This window comes from Escherichia sp. HH26CH, assembly GCF_009820205.1.
GTDB classification, from domain to species: Bacteria; Pseudomonadota; Gammaproteobacteria; order Enterobacterales; family Enterobacteriaceae; genus Escherichia; species Escherichia coli_F.
This window is the reverse complement of record NZ_VNXM01000066.1, coordinates 91,005-107,963: the sequence shown is the minus strand read 5'-3', so window position 1 is coordinate 107,963 and position 16,959 is coordinate 91,005. Positions and strand designations below refer to the sequence as shown.

The window sequence follows — 16,959 nt, the reverse complement described above, 5'->3', positions numbered from 1 at the left end:
AACTCCGCTCAAAGGATCTATGCTTCCTGCATGAGTGATCGGCCCGTTCGCCGATAACGATCTTCTTTCTTTAGCACGCTTTTTAGCAATTAATCTTGATGGAATTCTGACGAGAGCGAAAGAGGTAAGCCAGGTCGTACCCGACTTACCTGGAGGAGATTTAATACTCGAGAATGCCGTGCGCAACGGGCAAATAGCGCAGAGAGAAATAGAGCGTGTCTTTACCGCAAGAGGAACGTTTCGCTAACAGTGAGGCAATTTCTGCGTCTGGCTTCGGTTTCGCGGTAAAGGTTTTGCCTTTACCGGCGACAAACAGTTCATAAACAATGCCGCTGGCAGGGGCGGAACTTTGGCAATCGGCGCTGGCCTGTAGATAACGTTCACGCTGTTCAGCGGTAAGTTTATCCACGCCGCTGCCATCCTGAACCCAGACATTAACGCCGGTTGCTTTAACGTGTTCCAGCAGTTGGCGATAGCCATCGGGCGACATATTTCCGGCGAAAAAACTACTGATATAAACCGGTTTTGCCGAAACATCGCTAATCAGCCGCTGCGCATTGTTTAACCACGTTAGCAAGGGCTGACGGGCGGCTTCGCTGCGCCAGTTCAGGTCGTCAATTTCCGCGCTGATGTACCAGCCATCCGGCGTTACGCCAGGCGCGGCGCTCCATAATCTGGCTTGCTGGAGATCGGCAGCCAGCAGGCGATTAAGATAGCTTTCCAGCGCCGCGGACGACTGTTTCTGGTGCATAAAAAATTCCGGATCGGCGTTCAGCCCGACAATCAGCTTCAGGCCAGCCTGTTGCGCAACTGCGGCACGCTTAAACAATAACGCGCGCTGTTCTGGCTGGGTGAATGCATCGCCGTAACGGGTCCATTGCAAAACCAGGGTATCGAAGCCTTGCAAACGTAACTGACTCATCAGCCCCTGCCACTGGGTATCGGTAACCTGACTATCACGGTTTTGTGGTTGCCAGATAATACCTTTCATCGCAAAGGAAAAAGGGCTGACCAAAAGCAGTGTCAGCAATACGAAAATGAACTTACGCATTTACCAGTGCACTCCAATGGTGAGAAACGCGTTGTTGCGCTCTCCGTTACGTTGATTAATCGCCTTAAAGGTATGTTGATACTCGACGCCGAGACTGACTTTGTGCGGCCAGGCGTCGTAGTGCGTCTCGCCGGTCCAGATATTCCAGCGGACCCCGACACCGCCAAGCTGCGCGCCCTGAGTGCCTTTATCCCGATAGCCGTTGTCCTGAACGTGAGCGTAAGGCTCAATAGTCTGTCCGTTCGCCACCTTCTGATGCCAGCTTACGCGATAATCTGCCGTCCACGCCTGAATATCCTGGCGGACATATTGCGCCGCATCGAGGTACAGGTTTTGGGCAAACCAGCCTGAACCGTTCGGGTGCCATTCGTCGCTGTATTTGCCGCCATTAAAGAATGAGGCGCTGGCGCGCAGCATGGTATCGGATGCGCCATTTTGCCCGTTCAGCGGCAACTGCTGTTCGACGGCGAGGAAAAAGATCTGATCGCGCAGCGGCTTCCAGCGCAGACCGGTGCCGGACATCGGATTTTTCACCGGCATCATCACCCCGTTTTCTCCGGTATCGGCAAATACACGGCTGTAAACCGAGAGCAGGTCGCCTTCCAGCAGCATATTGCGTCCGATGCGGTACTCGGCTTCCAGTTGCCCGTAGCTACGATAGCTTTTCCCTGGCGCTGCGCCGCCGACATTATTGTTAGCGGTACTCATTGCGCCGGAACGCAAGCCGATAGAAGAATCGAAACTGAACGTCCAGCGGCGACCGACCTCCTCATGCAGACGGCGGAAATTGAAGCGTTGCTGATTTTGCTCTGGGGTCAGTGGGGTTATCAGCGCCTGATTATCAATGTCATCAATCACCAGCCGGGCATAGTGCTGCGTCGCAGGCATGTCATCCAGACGCTGGTTCACGTAGGCCAGTTGTCGGATAAGTGCCGGATCGTCCGGTAGCCCTTTATGCGCCTGTTCGAGCATTTCCCGCGACTGTGCGATATCACCGCTATCCCACAAGGCGTAACCGAGCGCTGCCTGGGTGTTGCTATTATTCGGTTCCAGTTCCAGAGCGGCGCGCAAATCACTCACCGCCGCCGGGACATTATGACGTTGGCGATAAATTGTCGCCCGCGCAACGTAAGCGTTGGCAGAAGGCGCAATATTGATTGAGCGCGTGAGATCGTTCAGTGCGAGTTCCGGCTGACCAGGAATGTAACGTTGCGCATGCAGCCACCAGTAGAGGGCATTGTTTCCCAGCCCACGTTGTTCTGCCTGCTGAAGCCAGCGATCGCGAGCCGCACCATTTCCTGCCGCCTGGGCGGTATTGGCAGCAGCAAGCAGATCCTCATTGCTCATGTCGTGAAGACTGATTTTCTGCCAGGCCGCCAGTGCGGTGGCGTAATCCTCAACCTGATACGCCTGATAGGCTACCGCACGATGTTGCCAGGCGTTCGGTTGCCGTTGTTCGGCCTGAAGCCATGCATACAACGCCACACCGGGTAGCGTGTCCCGATAACACTTTGCCAGACGGTTCCAGGCGGCGGCATCGTAGGAAGGCGACATATCGCCCAGCAAGCGAACTATTGCCGGGCAATTATCTGCAATACCCGGCAACTGACTTTGCCACTGACGTTGCTCCGCCAGCGGTAAGGGTTTCGATAAAATCGCCACCTTCGCCGGAGTTGCCAGGTAAGGATGACTTTCCAGCAGAGACGCCAGTCGCGTCATTAAAGTCTGGCTGACGCGCGCATCGCCCTGGAAGGGATAGCGTTGCAGCAACAAATCGGCAGCTTCGCGTGACTGCTCGTTCTGCATCAGTTGCCAGGTCAGTTGATCCAGGCGGGTAAGATTTGTCGGTTCTTGCTGATACAGCAATCGTGCCAGACGCAGAGCTTCAGCCTTGTTATGGGTCGCTACGCTAACGGTATAACGCTCCTCAAGCATTTCATTGGCGGGGAGGGTGGCGAGCAGTTTTTGCGCTGCGTCGTACTGACCTTCTTTTAACAGCACCGGTAGCGTCGCGCCAACAACATACTGGCGGTTATCGGCAAACTGTACCGTATAATTCGCCAACGCCTGAACGGGGTTGGCGCTGTATTTAGATAACAGATAGAGCCAACTTTTCTCTTGTGCGTCCGTGGTAAACAGCGGCTTATTTTCAATGAGATAATGCTGGAGGCGTGCTTTCTCGCCACGATAAGCCAGCGCGGTCGCGTAAGTAATATATGACTGCGGATCGGTGAAGATCCCCTGTGATTGCAGCGCCAGGATCCGATCATCCAGCTGCCCGGCAAGAAGCACGTCAAACCACTGACGGCGTTCTGCCGCGCTTAATGTGTTCTGCTGGCGTGCTTCATTGTATAGCGTATCTGCTTGGGACCATTGTTTCAGGTAGATTGCGCGTTGCAGCAGATCGGTTCGCAGCGTTTTTCCTTCCGTCGATGCAGCAAACGTCGCATCGTTCAGTTGCGCTCTGGCGACAGGTAATTGTGCCAGCCGCAGGGCATTCTGCCCGACTTCACTGCGACAACGCAGGGTCGGCGCAGCGTCGCACGCTTTTTGCTGGGCAAGCAGTTCTTCAACAGTCGTAACGTTTTTCACTTCAACTGGAATAGCCGCCAGACTGCGCTCAAGTCGGGCATCTCCTGGGTGACGTTTCAGTTGATCCTCAAGCAACAGCCGCGCCCGGTCATCATGACCAAAATGGCGATAGGCTTCCGCAAGGTATAAAGTCAGCGGAATATTATCCGGCACCTGCTGGTGTATATATTCAAATTCGCGGATGGCGGTTGCTTCGTCGTTATTTTTCTGTGCCTTCAGCGCCTTATCGAGACGGGGATAAATAACAAAATGGCGATAATCGCTCAGCCCCAGCTCTTCTGCGCTGGTGCCGATATTGTCTGCGAGTGCGCTGGTACTCAATAAAGACGTCAGCAGTAAACCAGACCATCCGATGACGCGATTAAGGTTATTCTCCTTCATTTTCGGACTCCAGTTGCGCAACCTGTTCTGTGTTTAAACCTGCTTTGAGTAATAGTGATTGCATCGAAACTTGTAATTCGCGTTGAATTGTCAGGACGCGATCCAACGTTTCCTGGCTGATAACGCCTTCGGTGACCAAAAACTTGCCGAGCGGCAGAGAACTGCGTTCATGGCGCAATAACAACACGTTAATTGCTGAACGATTAATATGACCGAGCGTGGTCAGTATTTCGGCGAACAGGAACTGATGCGGCACATACTGCCGCCAGATTTCACCGGCCTGTTGTTCCGTGAGCCACTGATGCTGAACCGCATTGTACAACATTGCCCGTGGATCGTGACCGCGTCGACGTGCATACCAGTGACGTAATCCGGTGACAATTTGTCCTCGCAGAACAATGACGTAACGCACTTTGCGTCCAACTTTACGCGTCAGGGCTGCCAGCGAAACCGGGTCAATACCATCTTCACTGCCGACAATTAACTCATCATTTTCCAGACGCAGCGGTAGCACCGCATAATGCAGCGCCACGGAGGCCGGCATCGCGGCAATCAGCGAAGAAGGGATCTGCCAGGCATCGATAGATTCCCACGCCACGCCGTTTTGCTCTGCCAGCGCCTGTGCCAGTTGCTCGGCGCTAATCAGCCCCTGCATCAGCATTGAACCGCCCAGGCGTAGACCTTCGACGCGATTACGCAGTGCTGTATCGAGTTGTTCTTCAGTGATGACCTGATTTTCCAGCAGAATTTGACCTAACGGGCGCAACGAGCGGGTATCGCCAGTGACGCTGGGGAAGTCATGCGTTGTTTTATCCCACGCGACGCGACGTGGATCGCCGTGTTGAAGTACCTGTTTTAACGCGCGCCAGTTGGCCATGAAGTTAATCAGGTTGCCCCAGAAAAGACGCAGGACAGATAGCAGCCCCTGCGTCAGGCCGTAGTAGCCAGTGACGAAAATCACCCGCTGTACGATACGGTTAACCATCAGGCCAAAGTTTAGCCACAGCAGGGTCATTAACCATGCGCTGCCGCTAAAAATAGAAAGGAAATGCCAGGCATCGGGCCAGAAACTTTCATACGCCAGCAACAGCAAAAGCTGGATCATCACCAGCATCGCGAGGAAGCTGACAAAGTTACTGATTGCCCCTTTGCGGTCACGCCAGAGAAAGTAGTTGAGTGTCAGGCTGGAGGTCCATTTATGGGTTTTAAAGCCCTGGAAAACAATGCCGATGATCCAGCGAGATTTTTGTCGAACCGCCGTCGAAAAGGTATCGGGGAAATATTCGCGCACGCAGATCATGTTTGACGTCCGCGCGTGCTGTAAAAATTTACGCTGCTCGCGTTCTTTGGCTTCGTCCACCACCGGAAAACGGACAAAAATTTCCGTCATACCTTTTTCTTTCAGGCGGAAACCAATGTCGTAATCTTCAGTAAGACTCTGCACGTCGAAAGCAATACCGTCACCGTCAGCTAACAGTGCGGTCACGGCGCGGCGGCTGAAACAAGTACCGACGCCTGCGCTGGGCACCTGTCCGGCGAGGGCTTCACGCACCGGAACATCTTTGCCATGCAGTTCTGAAAACTCATCAATGTAAGTCATGCTGGTGAAGTGCGTCCATTCGCGTTCGAATGGGTATACCGGGATCTGAATCAGATCTTTACGCTCGACCAGATAGTTGAACAGACGCAATTCCATCGGTGAAATTACGTCTTCGGCGTCATGCAGAATAAAACCAGCAAAAGCGAAATTGGCGCTACGCTCAAACTGGGTGATGGCGTCCAGCACGTTGTTCAGGCAGTCGGCTTTGCTGGTGGGGCCAGGACGCGCGCAGACTACCTTATGCACGTTTGGGAAGCGAGCGCACACTTCGTCAACATCACGCTGAGTATCGGGGTCGTTGGGGTAGGTGCCAACAAAGATATGATAGTTTTCATAGTCGAGCGTGGTCGCCGCCAGCTCGGCCATATTGCCGATGACGCCCGTTTCATTCCACGCCGGAACCATAATCGCTAACGGTTTTTCATCTGGTTTATACAGTTCGCGGTAACTCATTCGCGGGTAGCGGCGATAAACACTCAACTTGCGTTTAATGCGGCGTACCCAGTAGACGACATCAATAAAAAAATCGTCCAGCCCGCTGATGAACATGATGACCGCTAACGTTATCGCGATTACTTTTAAGCCATATAGCCAGGTTGCAAAAACATCAAGAAGCCAGTCCACACAAAAACCTTACATTAACGCTGGTTATGTTTAGGGTGGCGTATATTAAAGTTTTTTATGAATTGTGACAGCTTTTTATCATTAATAGGTAGGATTATTGCGGCACGTTATTTTTACACTGGTTATAAAAGTTGCCGATTGTGCAGGATGTAGGCAAAAGCGCGGAGGTGAAGGTCATAGTGAGGAGGATAGGCGGCAACCGATCAGGTCATCATGTTGTGGAAGTGCCTGGAGGAGGTGAGCAGGGGAGAACATTTTCCCCGTGCTGAACAAAAAGACGGCGTTGCTGTGGGTACAGGAAGGCTAACTTCATTTCTCTTTAGATTAATTAAGTTTAATATTCAACCGGGAAATAATGAACGTTAAAATAACAAATGCTTTATAAATAAGCAACTTTGCTTGTGTTTTTGTCATGATGGTGATCTTTTATGCAAGGGGGAATTATTGGAATTCAAATGTTTTATATTCCTCTGTAATCATCTTTAAACTTAACATAGCCATGTCTCGGGTATCTTCATCATCAGATTGTAGAGAAATATTTAATCCTTTAATTAAGGTGTTATCGGGAAAAGCCATTGCTAATAATGTACACCAATATCGGACACTTTTTATTGTCAGAGGATTTTCCAGTATGTTGGCTATATTTGAAGCTACAATGTTTTTATCACACTTGTACAAAAAATCTTCGACCAACTGATATACTCCTAAGCCATCACCTTCCCCAAAGGATTGTAAAAATAACGGTATGGCCTCTTCAGCAGGATTTGCACAAAAATAAAGTCTTACGTCGTCATATTTATCGATAAGTTCCTGAGTGATGTCATAATCATTAGGCATAGATTGATTTAGAGCAAGGAATGCTAATGCTTCTTTTTTAGTCATATTCATCGTGGTTAATATAGTTTGCTGAAAGAATTAAGGTGAAAATGGTTCATAGACAGAATTGAATAGGAAGTCTTGTTTCCATATAACTTTATCATAAAAAAGAGATTTGGCTTGATGCGTATAGAAAATATGAGGGTAAATAGTTTTCCCACCATAAATTATATTCCTTCCCGTTACACCGGAGAATTCATTGGTTTTAATCTGTCGTTTAAGCCAGTTAATGGCTTTGCATAAACATATTAATTTATCCTCAGAATCAGTAGTGTTAATTTCAGTAAGTTGTAACATCTTTACCCCGGTATGCTCAACTAAATGCCCCGGTTTTATTTCAATCCAACCACAACAACGATCAATGCTACTAAACTTTATTTTTCTATTATTAGATTTAATGCTGGGCATAAGATAAATTCGATATGCTACAACAGGGATTTTTTTTCTGTTAAAATATTTAGTTGTTGAGAGTATTCATCTTGTAGCGCAAACCAAATCGAATGTAATTGATACTTTGAGGCTATAATAGCGAGCCAATCAGACAGCTCTTCATTCGTGCAAAAAACATTTATCCTTGCAGTTGCCATTCGTAATCCTTTGTATATGAGAATTTTATCCGTATCTTATGTCTTAATCCTGCCCTAATACTTTATTATTCATAAAATTAATTTCGCTGCATTCCACGACAATCGCCAGCGTGAGGGGAAATTACTTGATTATAAATTATTACTTATAATTTCTCCATTTCCTGCCAACTCTAAAAAAACATCGAATGAAATTGCTATTTGTTTTACTTCAGCTATATCCAGGTCACCAAAATTTACGGAAGATATTCTGGTGTGTTCTGGATTACGATAATCCAGTAAAAAACATATCGGCCCACCATCAGAACCAAAAGCCATGAACTGTTCACCTAGATAATGATTGATTAAATAACCATCATTTAATTCCTTGATTTCGTCTAATGGCCACAAGGAAATGTAAATATTGTGAAATTTACCTGCTCCACCGTTAGACCACAGAAAAAACTCTTTCATATCTTCTGGAAAACGATGCGTGAAATTGGACTCTAACAACATCATATCTTTTTCTGACAAAGAATCATATTTTGTCCAGAATGGTTTTATCTGTTCTATGATTTTTTCCACTTTATAGTACTCATGATTCGTTAAAATATTAACAGGATTTTCACCCATACGATTAATATACGATATTTTAATCTCAAGAATATATTTGGATGGTGAAGTTATCTGGGGTATACATTCACACTATATATATTATCCGAAGGCAGTTGCGCTAGCGCCATACCCTGATAAAACTCACCATCTGCACGAAACGGATTTTACGCTTTTTCTCGTGACGAAATAGCTAATTCTCAATTCAATTAACATCCACTGCATTATCTGACCAATCACTCCCTCTCCGGTAGCCCGATAACAAACCTTGTCCCCCGCGCATCTGACGTTACCGCAACCGTGCCTTTATGCGCGACAACAATCGATTTCACTATCGCCAGCCCAATGCCGCTACCTTCACCTTTTCGCTGGCGGGAAGGATCAACGCGGTAGAAACGGTCAAACAAACGCGGTAAGTGCTCGGGCGCAATGGGCGTACCGGGGTTTTCGACGGTAACTTGCACCTGGTGATCGACCGTCTGGCAGCGCACTACAATTGCCTCTCCGGGCGGCGTATAACGCAGGGCGTTAGAAAGCAGGTTGCTTAGCGCCCGGCGCAGCATCAGCGGATCGCCCGCAACCTGACATTTGTCGCCAACAAACCGTAGTGCTACGCCGCGATCTTCCGCTAACGCCTCGAAAAAATCGAACACTTTGCCAACTTCATCCGCCAGGTTGAGCATTTTCTTTTCGGGGATTAACTGGTTGTTATCGGCCTGAGCGAGAAACAGCATATCGCTGACCATTTTCGCCATTCGCGTCAGCTCTTCGAGATTAGAGTAGAGCACATCTTCCAGCTCCTTCTGGCTGCGCGACTGGCTGAGGGCGATTTCCGTTTGCGTTATGAGATTCGTAATCGGCGTGCGAATTTCGTGGGCGATATCCGCTGAGAAATTGGACTGGCGGGTAAAGACATCCTCGATACGCTCGATCATATGGTTGAACGACAGCACCAGTTGTTCCAGTTCAATGGGCACGGTCTGTGGATCGAGGCGAACGTCGAGATCTTTCGAGGTAATGTTCTGGATTTGACGGCTGACGCTGCGAATTGGCGCGTGGCCTTTATGTACCGCCAACAGCACGATAAAGACGATCAGGATGCTGATGATCGATGCTGTCATAATAAGTTTATTCATCAAATCATTAATGTAATGAAGATGAAAATCGATAGACAGCGCGATGTAGAGCGTATAAATCGGTTTGCCGTCCACCAACGGGCCAACCGGCAAGTTAATCATCCGCCAGTTGCTGTGTTCCATATGCCCGTGACCGTGGCCTGGCATCATCATTGTCGGGCCGGAAAGGAGATACACCTCGCCGCTCCGAGCGTCTTTATCGGGTATGGCATCACGTGCAAACTCGCGGATATCCGGCGCACCGGGGGAGTGATACACCGTTTTACCGTGGCTATCTGCCAGAGAAATCAACACGTTGGAATAACCACTGACGATATCTTCCAGCGTCATTAAGCGTCGGGCTTGTGTCTCTTCGGGATGATTAAGAACGCGCTTGAATGTGGCGCTAATCTCTTTTAAATCATTAATATCCTGCTCGGCAAAATGCACTTTTACCGAGTGGATCATGATCCAGGCAAAGACGAAAAACGCTGCAATGGTGGCAAGGCTGATAAAAAAGGTCAGGCGGGTTGCCAGCGAAAACGGGCGCTGAAACGGCTTACTGGCCATCCGGCACCTCAAGCATGTAACCTACGCCGCGTACGGTCTGAATTAACTTTGGCTCGAAATCATTGTCGATTTTGCCGCGTAGCCGCTTCACCGCCACATCAATAGCGTTAGTGTCGCTGTCGAAATTCATGTCCCACACCTGCGAGGCGATAAGCGAGCGGGGCAGCACTTCACCCTGATGGCGGAGGAAAAACTCCAGCAGAGTAAATTCTTTACTGGTCAAAGTGATGCGCGTGCCGCTGCGGGTGACTTTGCGGCTAACGAGATCGACCATCAGGTCGGCAACCTGAAACTGACTTTCGATAATTACCGCCGCCCCGCGCCGCAGTAGAGTGCGCACCCGTGCCAGCAGTTCAGCAAAAGCGAACGGCTTCACCAGGTAGTCATCTGCCCCCAACTCCAGCCCCTTGACGCGATGTTCAATGGTGCCAAGCGCGGTAAGCAACAGAATCGGCATCCCTTTATTGGCGGAACGCAACATACGCACGATATCCCAGCCGTTCACGTCCGGCAGCATAATATCTAGGATTATCAGGTCATAATCACCTGTCATCGCCAGATGGTATCCATTCAGCCCGTTATCGGCCAAATCAACCACAAAACCGGCCTCGGTTAACCCTTTGGTTAAGTATTCGCCGGTTTTCTTTTCATCTTCGACAATCAACAGTTTCATATTTCCTCCGCATGTTGCCCGGGCAATTCTAGAGTAGCGGGATCAGATGGCAATCGCTTATTGGCAAAATGACAGTATTGTCATTTTCCTGTCACCGGAAAATCAGAGCCTGGCGAGTAAAGTTGGCGGCATAAAATCACCAGAAATTATGTGCCTATGTTTCCTTGTAAACTTCTGCCATTTTGTGTGGCCCTTGCGTTAACCGGTTGTTCTTTGGCACCGGAATATCAGCGTCCGGCAATGCCTGTGCCGCAGCAGTTCTCACTCAGCCAGAACGGCCTGGTTAACGCGGTAGATAACTACCAGAACGCGGGCTGGCGCACCTTTTTTGTTGATAATCAGGTGAAGACGCTGATTAGCGAGGCGCTGGTGAATAATCGGGATTTGCGCATGGCGACGCTGAAAGTGCAGGAAGCACGGGCGCAATATCGTCTGACCGATGCCGACCGCTACCCACAGCTCAATGGCGAGGGCAGCGGCAGCTGGAGCGGCAATCTTAAAGGCGATTCAGCCACGACGCGGGAGTTCTCGACTGGCCTTAACGCCAGCTTTGATCTCGATTTTTTCGGTCGCTTAAAGAACATGAGCGAAGCCGAGCGACAAAATTATTTAGCCACTGAGGAAGCTCAGCGCGCGGTGCATATTCTGCTGGTTTCTAATGTCGCGCAAAGCTATTTCAATCAGCAACTGGCTTATGCGCAATTACAAATAGCCGAAGAAACGCTGCGTAATTATCAGCAGTCATATGCGTTTGTTGAAAAACAACTGTTGACCGGTAGCAGCAATGTTCTGGCGCTGGAACAGGCTCGCGGGGTGATAGAAAGTACCCGCAGTGATATCGCTAAACGTCAGGGGGAACTGGCGCAGGCGAATAATGCATTGCAACTGTTATTGGGAAACTACGGCAAGCTGCCGCAAGCGCAGACAGTAAACAGCGACAGCCTGCAAAGCGTTAAATTATCGGCGGGCTTGTCGTCGCAAATCTTATTGCAGCGCCCGGATATTATGGAAGCTGAACACGCATTAATGGCGGCTAATGCCAATATTGGTGCTGCGCGTGCGGCATTTTTCCCGTCTATAAGCCTGACCAGCGGAATATCAACCGCCAGTAGCGATCTGTCGTCATTATTTAACGCCAGCAGCGGGATGTGGAATTTTATTCCTAAAATTGAGATCCCCATTTTTAATGCCGGACGCAACCAGGCCAATCTGGATATCGCCGAAATTCGCCAGCAGCAGTCGGTGGTGAATTATGAACAGAAAATTCAGAACGCCTTTAAAGAAGTGGCAGATGCGCTTGCATTACGTAAAAGCCTGAACGATCAAATCAGCGCCCAGCAGCGTTATCTGGCGTCGCTGCAAATTACGTTGCAACGGGCGCGGGCATTATATCAGCACGGCGCGGTAAGTTATCTGGAAGTGCTGGATGCCGAGCGTTCCTTATTTGCAACCCGACAAACTTTACTCGACCTGAATTATGCCCGTCAGGTTAACGAAGTTTCCTTATATACCGCCCTGGGTGGCGGTTGGCAGCAATAAATTTTAACTCCAGGAGAGAATAAATGAAAAAAGCACTGCAAGTTGCAATGTTCAGTCTGTTTACTGTTATTGGCTTTAATGCCCAGGCTAACGAACATCACCATGAAACCATGAGCGAAGCACAACCACAGGTTATTAGCGCCACCGGTGTGGTAAAAGGTGTTGATCTGGAAAGCAAAAAAATCACCATCCATCACGATCCGATTGCTGCCGTGAACTGGCCGGAGATGACCATGCGCTTTACCATCACCCCGCAGACGAAAATGAGTGAAATTAAAACTGGCGACAAAGTAGCGTTTAATTTTGTCCAGCAGGGCAACCTTTCTTTATTACAGGATATTAAAGTCAGCCAGTAACCCAGGTTTAATGAGATGAAAAAAATCGCGCTTATTATCGGCAGCATGATCGCGGGCGGTATTATTTCTGCGGCAGGTTTTACCTGGTTTGCAAAGGCTGAACCGCCCGCAGAAAAAACGTCGACCGCAGAACGTAAAGTCTTATTCTGGTACGACCCAATGTATCCCAATACGCGGTTCGATAAACCAGGTAAATCGCCGTTTATGGATATGGATCTGGTGCCGAAATATGCCGATGAAGAGAGTTCTGCGTCTGGTGTGCGCATTGACCCGACCCAGACGCAAAATCTGGGGGTGAAAATGGCGACCGTCACGCGCGGGCCGCTGACTTTTGCCCAGAGTTTCCCAGCGAATGTGAGTTACAACGAGTATCAGTTTGCCATTGTGCAGGCCCGCGCCGCCGGGTTTATCGACAAGGTGTATCCGCTCACCGTGGGCGATAAAGTGCAAAAGGGCACACCGCTTCTCGACCTGACCATTCCCGACTGGGTGGAAGCGCAGAGTGAGTATTTACTGCTGCGCGAAACCGGCGGGACGGCGACCCAGACTGAAGGCATTCTTGAGCGGCTGAGACTGGCGGGAATGCCGGAGGCCGATATTCGCCGCCTGATTACCACGCAAAAAATCCAGACTCGCTTTACGCTCAAAGCCCCTATTGATGGCGTGATCACTGCGTTTGATCTGCGTGCGGGAATGAATATCGCCAAAGATAACGTGGTCGCGAAAATTCAGGGTATGGACCCGGTGTGGGTCACTGCTGCGATCCCGGAGTCCATCGCCTGGCTGGTGAAAGATGCCTCGCAGTTTACGCTCACCGTTCCGGCGCGACCGGATAAAACTCTCACCATCCGCAAATGGACGCTGTTACCCGGCGTGGATGCTGCGACCCGCACGCTGCAACTGCGTCTGGAAGTCGACAACGCTGACGAAGCGCTAAAACCGGGAATGAACGCCTGGTTGCAACTCAACACCGCCAGCGAACCGATGCTGCTCATTCCGTCACAGGCACTGATTGATACTGGTAACGAACAGCGGGTGATTACCGTTGATGCCGACGGGCGCTTTGTACCGAAACGCGTTGCTGTTTTCCAGGCGTCGCAAGGCGTCACCGCGCTACGTTCTGGTCTGGCGGAAGGTGAAAAGGTGGTTTCCAGCGGCCTGTTCCTGATTGATTCTGAAGCCAATATTTCTGGCGCACTGGAGCGGATGCGCTCTGAAAGTGCTACCCATGCGCATTGAGGGAATAACCAATGATTGAATGGATTATTCGTCGCTCGGTGGCGAACCGTTTTCTGGTGCTGATGGGCGCGTTGTTTCTGAGTATCTGGGGCACCTGGACTATCATTAACACGCCAGTGGATGCGCTGCCGGATCTCTCCGATGTGCAGGTGATTATTAAAACCAGCTATCCCGGTCAGGCACCGCAAATCGTTGAAAATCAGGTGACTTATCCACTAACCACCACCATGTTGTCAGTACCTGGCGCGAAGACTGTGCGCGGTTTCTCGCAGTTTGGCGACTCTTATGTATATGTCATTTTCGAAGATGGCACCGATCCGTACTGGGCGCGCTCGCGGGTGCTGGAGTACCTCAACCAGGTACAGGGTAAGCTGCCTGCGGGAGTCAGCGCCGAGTTGGGGCCAGATGCCACGGGTGTTGGCTGGATCTATGAATACGCGCTGGTGGATCGCAGCGGTAAGCACGATCTGGCCGATTTACGTTCATTGCAGGACTGGTTTCTCAAATATGAGCTGAAAACCATCCCTGACGTTGCGGAAGTGGCGTCGGTGGGCGGTGTGGTGAAAGAGTATCAGGTGGTTATCGATCCTCAGCGCCTGGCGCAGTATGGCATCAGTCTCGCCGAAGTGAAAAATGCGCTGGATGCTTCAAACCAGGAAGCGGGCGGTTCGTCGATCGAACTGGCGGAAGCGGAATATATGGTGCGCGCCAGCGGCTATCTGCAAACGCTCGACGACTTTAATCACATCGTTTTAAAAGCCAGCGAAAATGGTGTGCCCGTTTATCTGCGTGATGTTGCGAAGGTCCAGGTTGGCCCGGAGATGCGCCGGGGCATTGCCGAACTCAATGGTGAAGGCGAAGTGGCGGGCGGGGTGGTGATCCTGCGTTCCGGCAAAAACGCCCGTGAAGTGATCGCCGCCGTGAAGGACAAACTGGAAACGCTGAAAAGCAGTCTGCCGGAAGGCGTGGAGATAGTTACAACATACGATCGCAGCCAGCTTATTGACCGTGCCATCGACAACCTCAGCGGCAAGCTGCTGGAAGAGTTTATTGTGGTGGCGGTAGTCTGCGCGCTGTTTCTCTGGCATGTGTGCTCGGCGCTGGTGGCGATTATTTCGTTGCCGCTGGGGTTGTGTATTGCTTTTATTGTCATGCACTTCCAGGGACTGAATGCCAATATTATGTCGCTGGGCGGTATTGCGATTGCCGTCGGGGCGATGGTCGATGCCGCTATCGTCATGATCGAGAATGCGCATAAACGGCTGGAAGAGTGGCAGCACCAGCATCCTGACGCCACGCTGGATAATAAAACGCGCTGGCAGGTGATCACCGATGCATCTGTTGAAGTGGGGCCAGCGCTGTTTATCAGTCTGCTGATTATCACGCTGTCGTTTATCCCGATCTTCACCCTGGAAGGGCAGGAAGGGCGTCTGTTTGGCCCGCTGGCGTTCACCAAAACGTATGCGATGGCGGGCGCGGCGCTGCTGGCGATCGTAGTGATCCCCATCCTGATGGGCTACTGGATCCGTGGCAAAATTCCGCCAGAAAGCAGTAACCCGCTCAATCGCTTTTTGATTCGTGTTTATCATCCGCTGTTGCTGAAAGTACTACACTGGCCGAAAACCACGCTGCTGGTGGCAGCGCTTTCGGTGCTTACGGTTCTCTGGCCGCTCAATAAAGTTGGCGGGGAATTTTTACCGCAGATCAATGAAGGCGACTTGTTGTATATGCCATCGACGCTGCCGGGGATTTCCGCAGCGGAGGCGGCGAGTATGCTGCAAAAAACCGACAAGCTGATTATGAGCGTGCCGGAAGTGGCGCGGGTGTTTGGCAAAACCGGGAAAGCGGAAACCGCCACCGACTCCGCACCGCTGGAGATGGTAGAAACGACCATCCAGCTTAAGCCACAGGATCAGTGGCGGCCAGGCATGACGATGGACAAAATCATTGAGGAACTGGACAACACCGTGCGTCTGCCGGGGCTGGCGAATCTGTGGGTGCCGCCAATCCGTAACCGTATCGATATGCTCTCGACCGGCATTAAAAGCCCTATCGGCATTAAAGTTTCCGGCACTGTGCTGGCGGATATCGACGCGATGGCGGAGCAAATTGAAGAAGTGGCGCGAACGGTGCCAGGCGTGGCTTCAGCCCTTGCTGAACGTCTGGAAGGTGGGCGCTATATCAACGTTGAGATCAACCGTGAAAAAGCCGCCCGTTACGGTATGACGGTGGCGGATGTGCAGTTGTTTGTGACATCTGCGGTGGGTGGGGCGATGGTTGGTGAAACGGTGGAAGGGATTGCCCGTTATCCAATTAATCTGCGTTATCCGCAAAGCTGGCGCGATAGCCCACAGGCGCTGCGCCAGCTACCGATCCTGACGCCGATGAAGCAGCAAATCACCCTGGCGGATGTGGCCGACGTTAAAGTCTCTACCGGACCGTCGATGCTGAAAACCGAGAATGCGCGCCCGACAAGCTGGATTTATATCGATGCCCGCGATCGTGACATGGTGTCGGTGGTTCACGATTTGCAAAAAGCGATTGCCGAGAAAGTGCAGTTAAAACCGGGCACCAGCGTGGCATTCTCCGGGCAGTTCGAGTTGCTGGAGCGTGCCAACCACAAGCTGAAACTCATGGTGCCGATGACGTTGATGATCATCTTCGTGCTGTTGTATCTGGCGTTCCGTCGGGTGGGCGAAGCGTTGCTGATTATCAGCAGCGTACCGTTTGCGCTGGTGGGCGGCATCTGGTTGCTGTGGTGGATGGGCTTTCATCTTTCCGTGGCGACGGGCACTGGCTTTATCGCCCTCGCCGGGGTCGCCGCCGAATTTGGCGTGGTGATGTTGATGTATTTACGTCACGCCATAGAGGCAGATCCATCCCTGGATAATCCGCAAACATTCAGCGAGCAGAAGCTGGATGAGGCGTTGTATCACGGCGCAGTGCTGCGTGTGCGCCCGAAAGCGATGACGGTGGCGGTGATTATCGCGGGTCTGCTGCCGATTTTGTGGGGAACGGGGGCAGGTTCAGAGGTGATGAGCCGGATTGCCGCGCCGATGATTGGCGGCATGATCACCGCACCTTTGCTGTCGCTGTTTATTATCCCGGCGGCGTATAAGCTGATGTGGCTGCACCGACATCGGGTACGGAAATAAAAGCAGGATACCC

12 protein-coding genes are annotated in these 16,959 nt (G+C 50.9%); 4 read left to right on the top strand and 8 right to left on the bottom strand.

Features of this window, described 5'->3' with window-relative positions; all coding sequences use genetic code 11:
* Positions 1 to 160: 160 nt before the first annotated feature.
* The 8 genes from FQ015_RS21595 to cusR form a co-directional block, all read right to left on the bottom strand.
* Positions 161 to 1,051: a DUF4434 family protein gene (locus FQ015_RS21595; protein WP_039021583.1), complete on the bottom strand. Its 891-nt coding sequence runs from the start codon at positions 1,049 to 1,051 to the stop codon at positions 161 to 163.
* Positions 1,052 to 4,024, bottom strand: a complete 2,973-nt coding sequence (nfrA, locus tag FQ015_RS21590) for a bacteriophage adsorption protein NfrA (protein ID WP_160524489.1) — start codon at positions 4,022 to 4,024, stop codon at positions 1,052 to 1,054.
* Positions 4,011 to 6,248 carry a cyclic di-3',5'-guanylate-activated glycosyltransferase NfrB gene (nfrB, locus tag FQ015_RS21585; protein WP_000383913.1) on the bottom strand — a complete coding sequence of 746 codons (2,238 nt, stop codon included), beginning with the start codon at positions 6,246 to 6,248 and terminating at the stop codon, positions 4,011 to 4,013. Before nfrB ends, nfrA begins: the two co-directional genes overlap by 14 nt.
* Before the next feature lie 441 nt (positions 6,249 to 6,689).
* Positions 6,690 to 7,130 carry a hypothetical protein gene (locus tag FQ015_RS21580; RefSeq protein WP_039021593.1) on the bottom strand — a complete coding sequence of 147 codons (441 nt, stop codon included), beginning with the start codon at positions 7,128 to 7,130 and terminating at the stop codon, positions 6,690 to 6,692.
* 33 nt (positions 7,131 to 7,163) lie between these two features.
* On the bottom strand, positions 7,164 to 7,532 hold the full coding sequence (locus FQ015_RS21575) for a hypothetical protein (RefSeq protein WP_236474927.1): 369 nt from the start codon (positions 7,530 to 7,532) through the stop codon (positions 7,164 to 7,166).
* Positions 7,533 to 7,840: 308 nt separating this feature from the next.
* Positions 7,841 to 8,272, bottom strand: coding sequence for an SMI1/KNR4 family protein (locus FQ015_RS21565; protein WP_237710163.1), 432 nt, complete (start codon positions 8,270 to 8,272; stop codon positions 7,841 to 7,843).
* Positions 8,273 to 8,535: 263 nt separating this feature from the next.
* Entirely contained in the window at positions 8,536 to 9,984 is a 1,449-nt protein-coding gene (gene cusS, locus FQ015_RS21560) for a Cu(+)/Ag(+) sensor histidine kinase CusS (protein ID WP_039021585.1), read from the bottom strand.
* Positions 9,974 to 10,657 (bottom strand): copper response regulator transcription factor CusR, encoded by a 684-nt coding sequence (gene cusR / locus FQ015_RS21555; protein WP_000770953.1) that lies wholly within the window; start codon positions 10,655 to 10,657, stop codon positions 9,974 to 9,976. Before cusR ends, cusS begins: the two co-directional genes overlap by 11 nt.
* A gap of 156 nt (positions 10,658 to 10,813) precedes the next feature.
* On the opposite strand from cusR, the gene cusC reads away from it, so the two are divergent.
* The 4 genes from cusC to cusA are packed head-to-tail and all read left to right on the top strand — an operon-like array spanning position 10,814 to position 16,946.
* Positions 10,814 to 12,196 (top strand): Cu(+)/Ag(+) efflux RND transporter outer membrane channel CusC, encoded by a 1,383-nt coding sequence (cusC, locus tag FQ015_RS21550; protein WP_039021586.1) that lies wholly within the window; start codon positions 10,814 to 10,816, stop codon positions 12,194 to 12,196.
* 23 nt (positions 12,197 to 12,219) lie between these two features.
* Positions 12,220 to 12,552 (top strand): Cu(+)/Ag(+) efflux RND transporter periplasmic metallochaperone CusF, encoded by a 333-nt coding sequence (cusF, locus tag FQ015_RS21545; RefSeq protein WP_000709873.1) that lies wholly within the window; start codon positions 12,220 to 12,222, stop codon positions 12,550 to 12,552.
* 15 nt (positions 12,553 to 12,567) lie between these two features.
* Positions 12,568 to 13,791 (top strand): Cu(+)/Ag(+) efflux RND transporter periplasmic adaptor subunit CusB, encoded by a 1,224-nt coding sequence (gene cusB, locus FQ015_RS21540; RefSeq protein ID WP_039021587.1) that lies wholly within the window; start codon positions 12,568 to 12,570, stop codon positions 13,789 to 13,791.
* Positions 13,792 to 13,802: 11 nt separating this feature from the next.
* Entirely contained in the window at positions 13,803 to 16,946 is a 3,144-nt protein-coding gene (gene cusA, locus FQ015_RS21535; protein ID WP_160524488.1) for a Cu(+)/Ag(+) efflux RND transporter permease subunit CusA, read from the top strand.
* Positions 16,947 to 16,959: the final 13 nt, after the last annotated feature.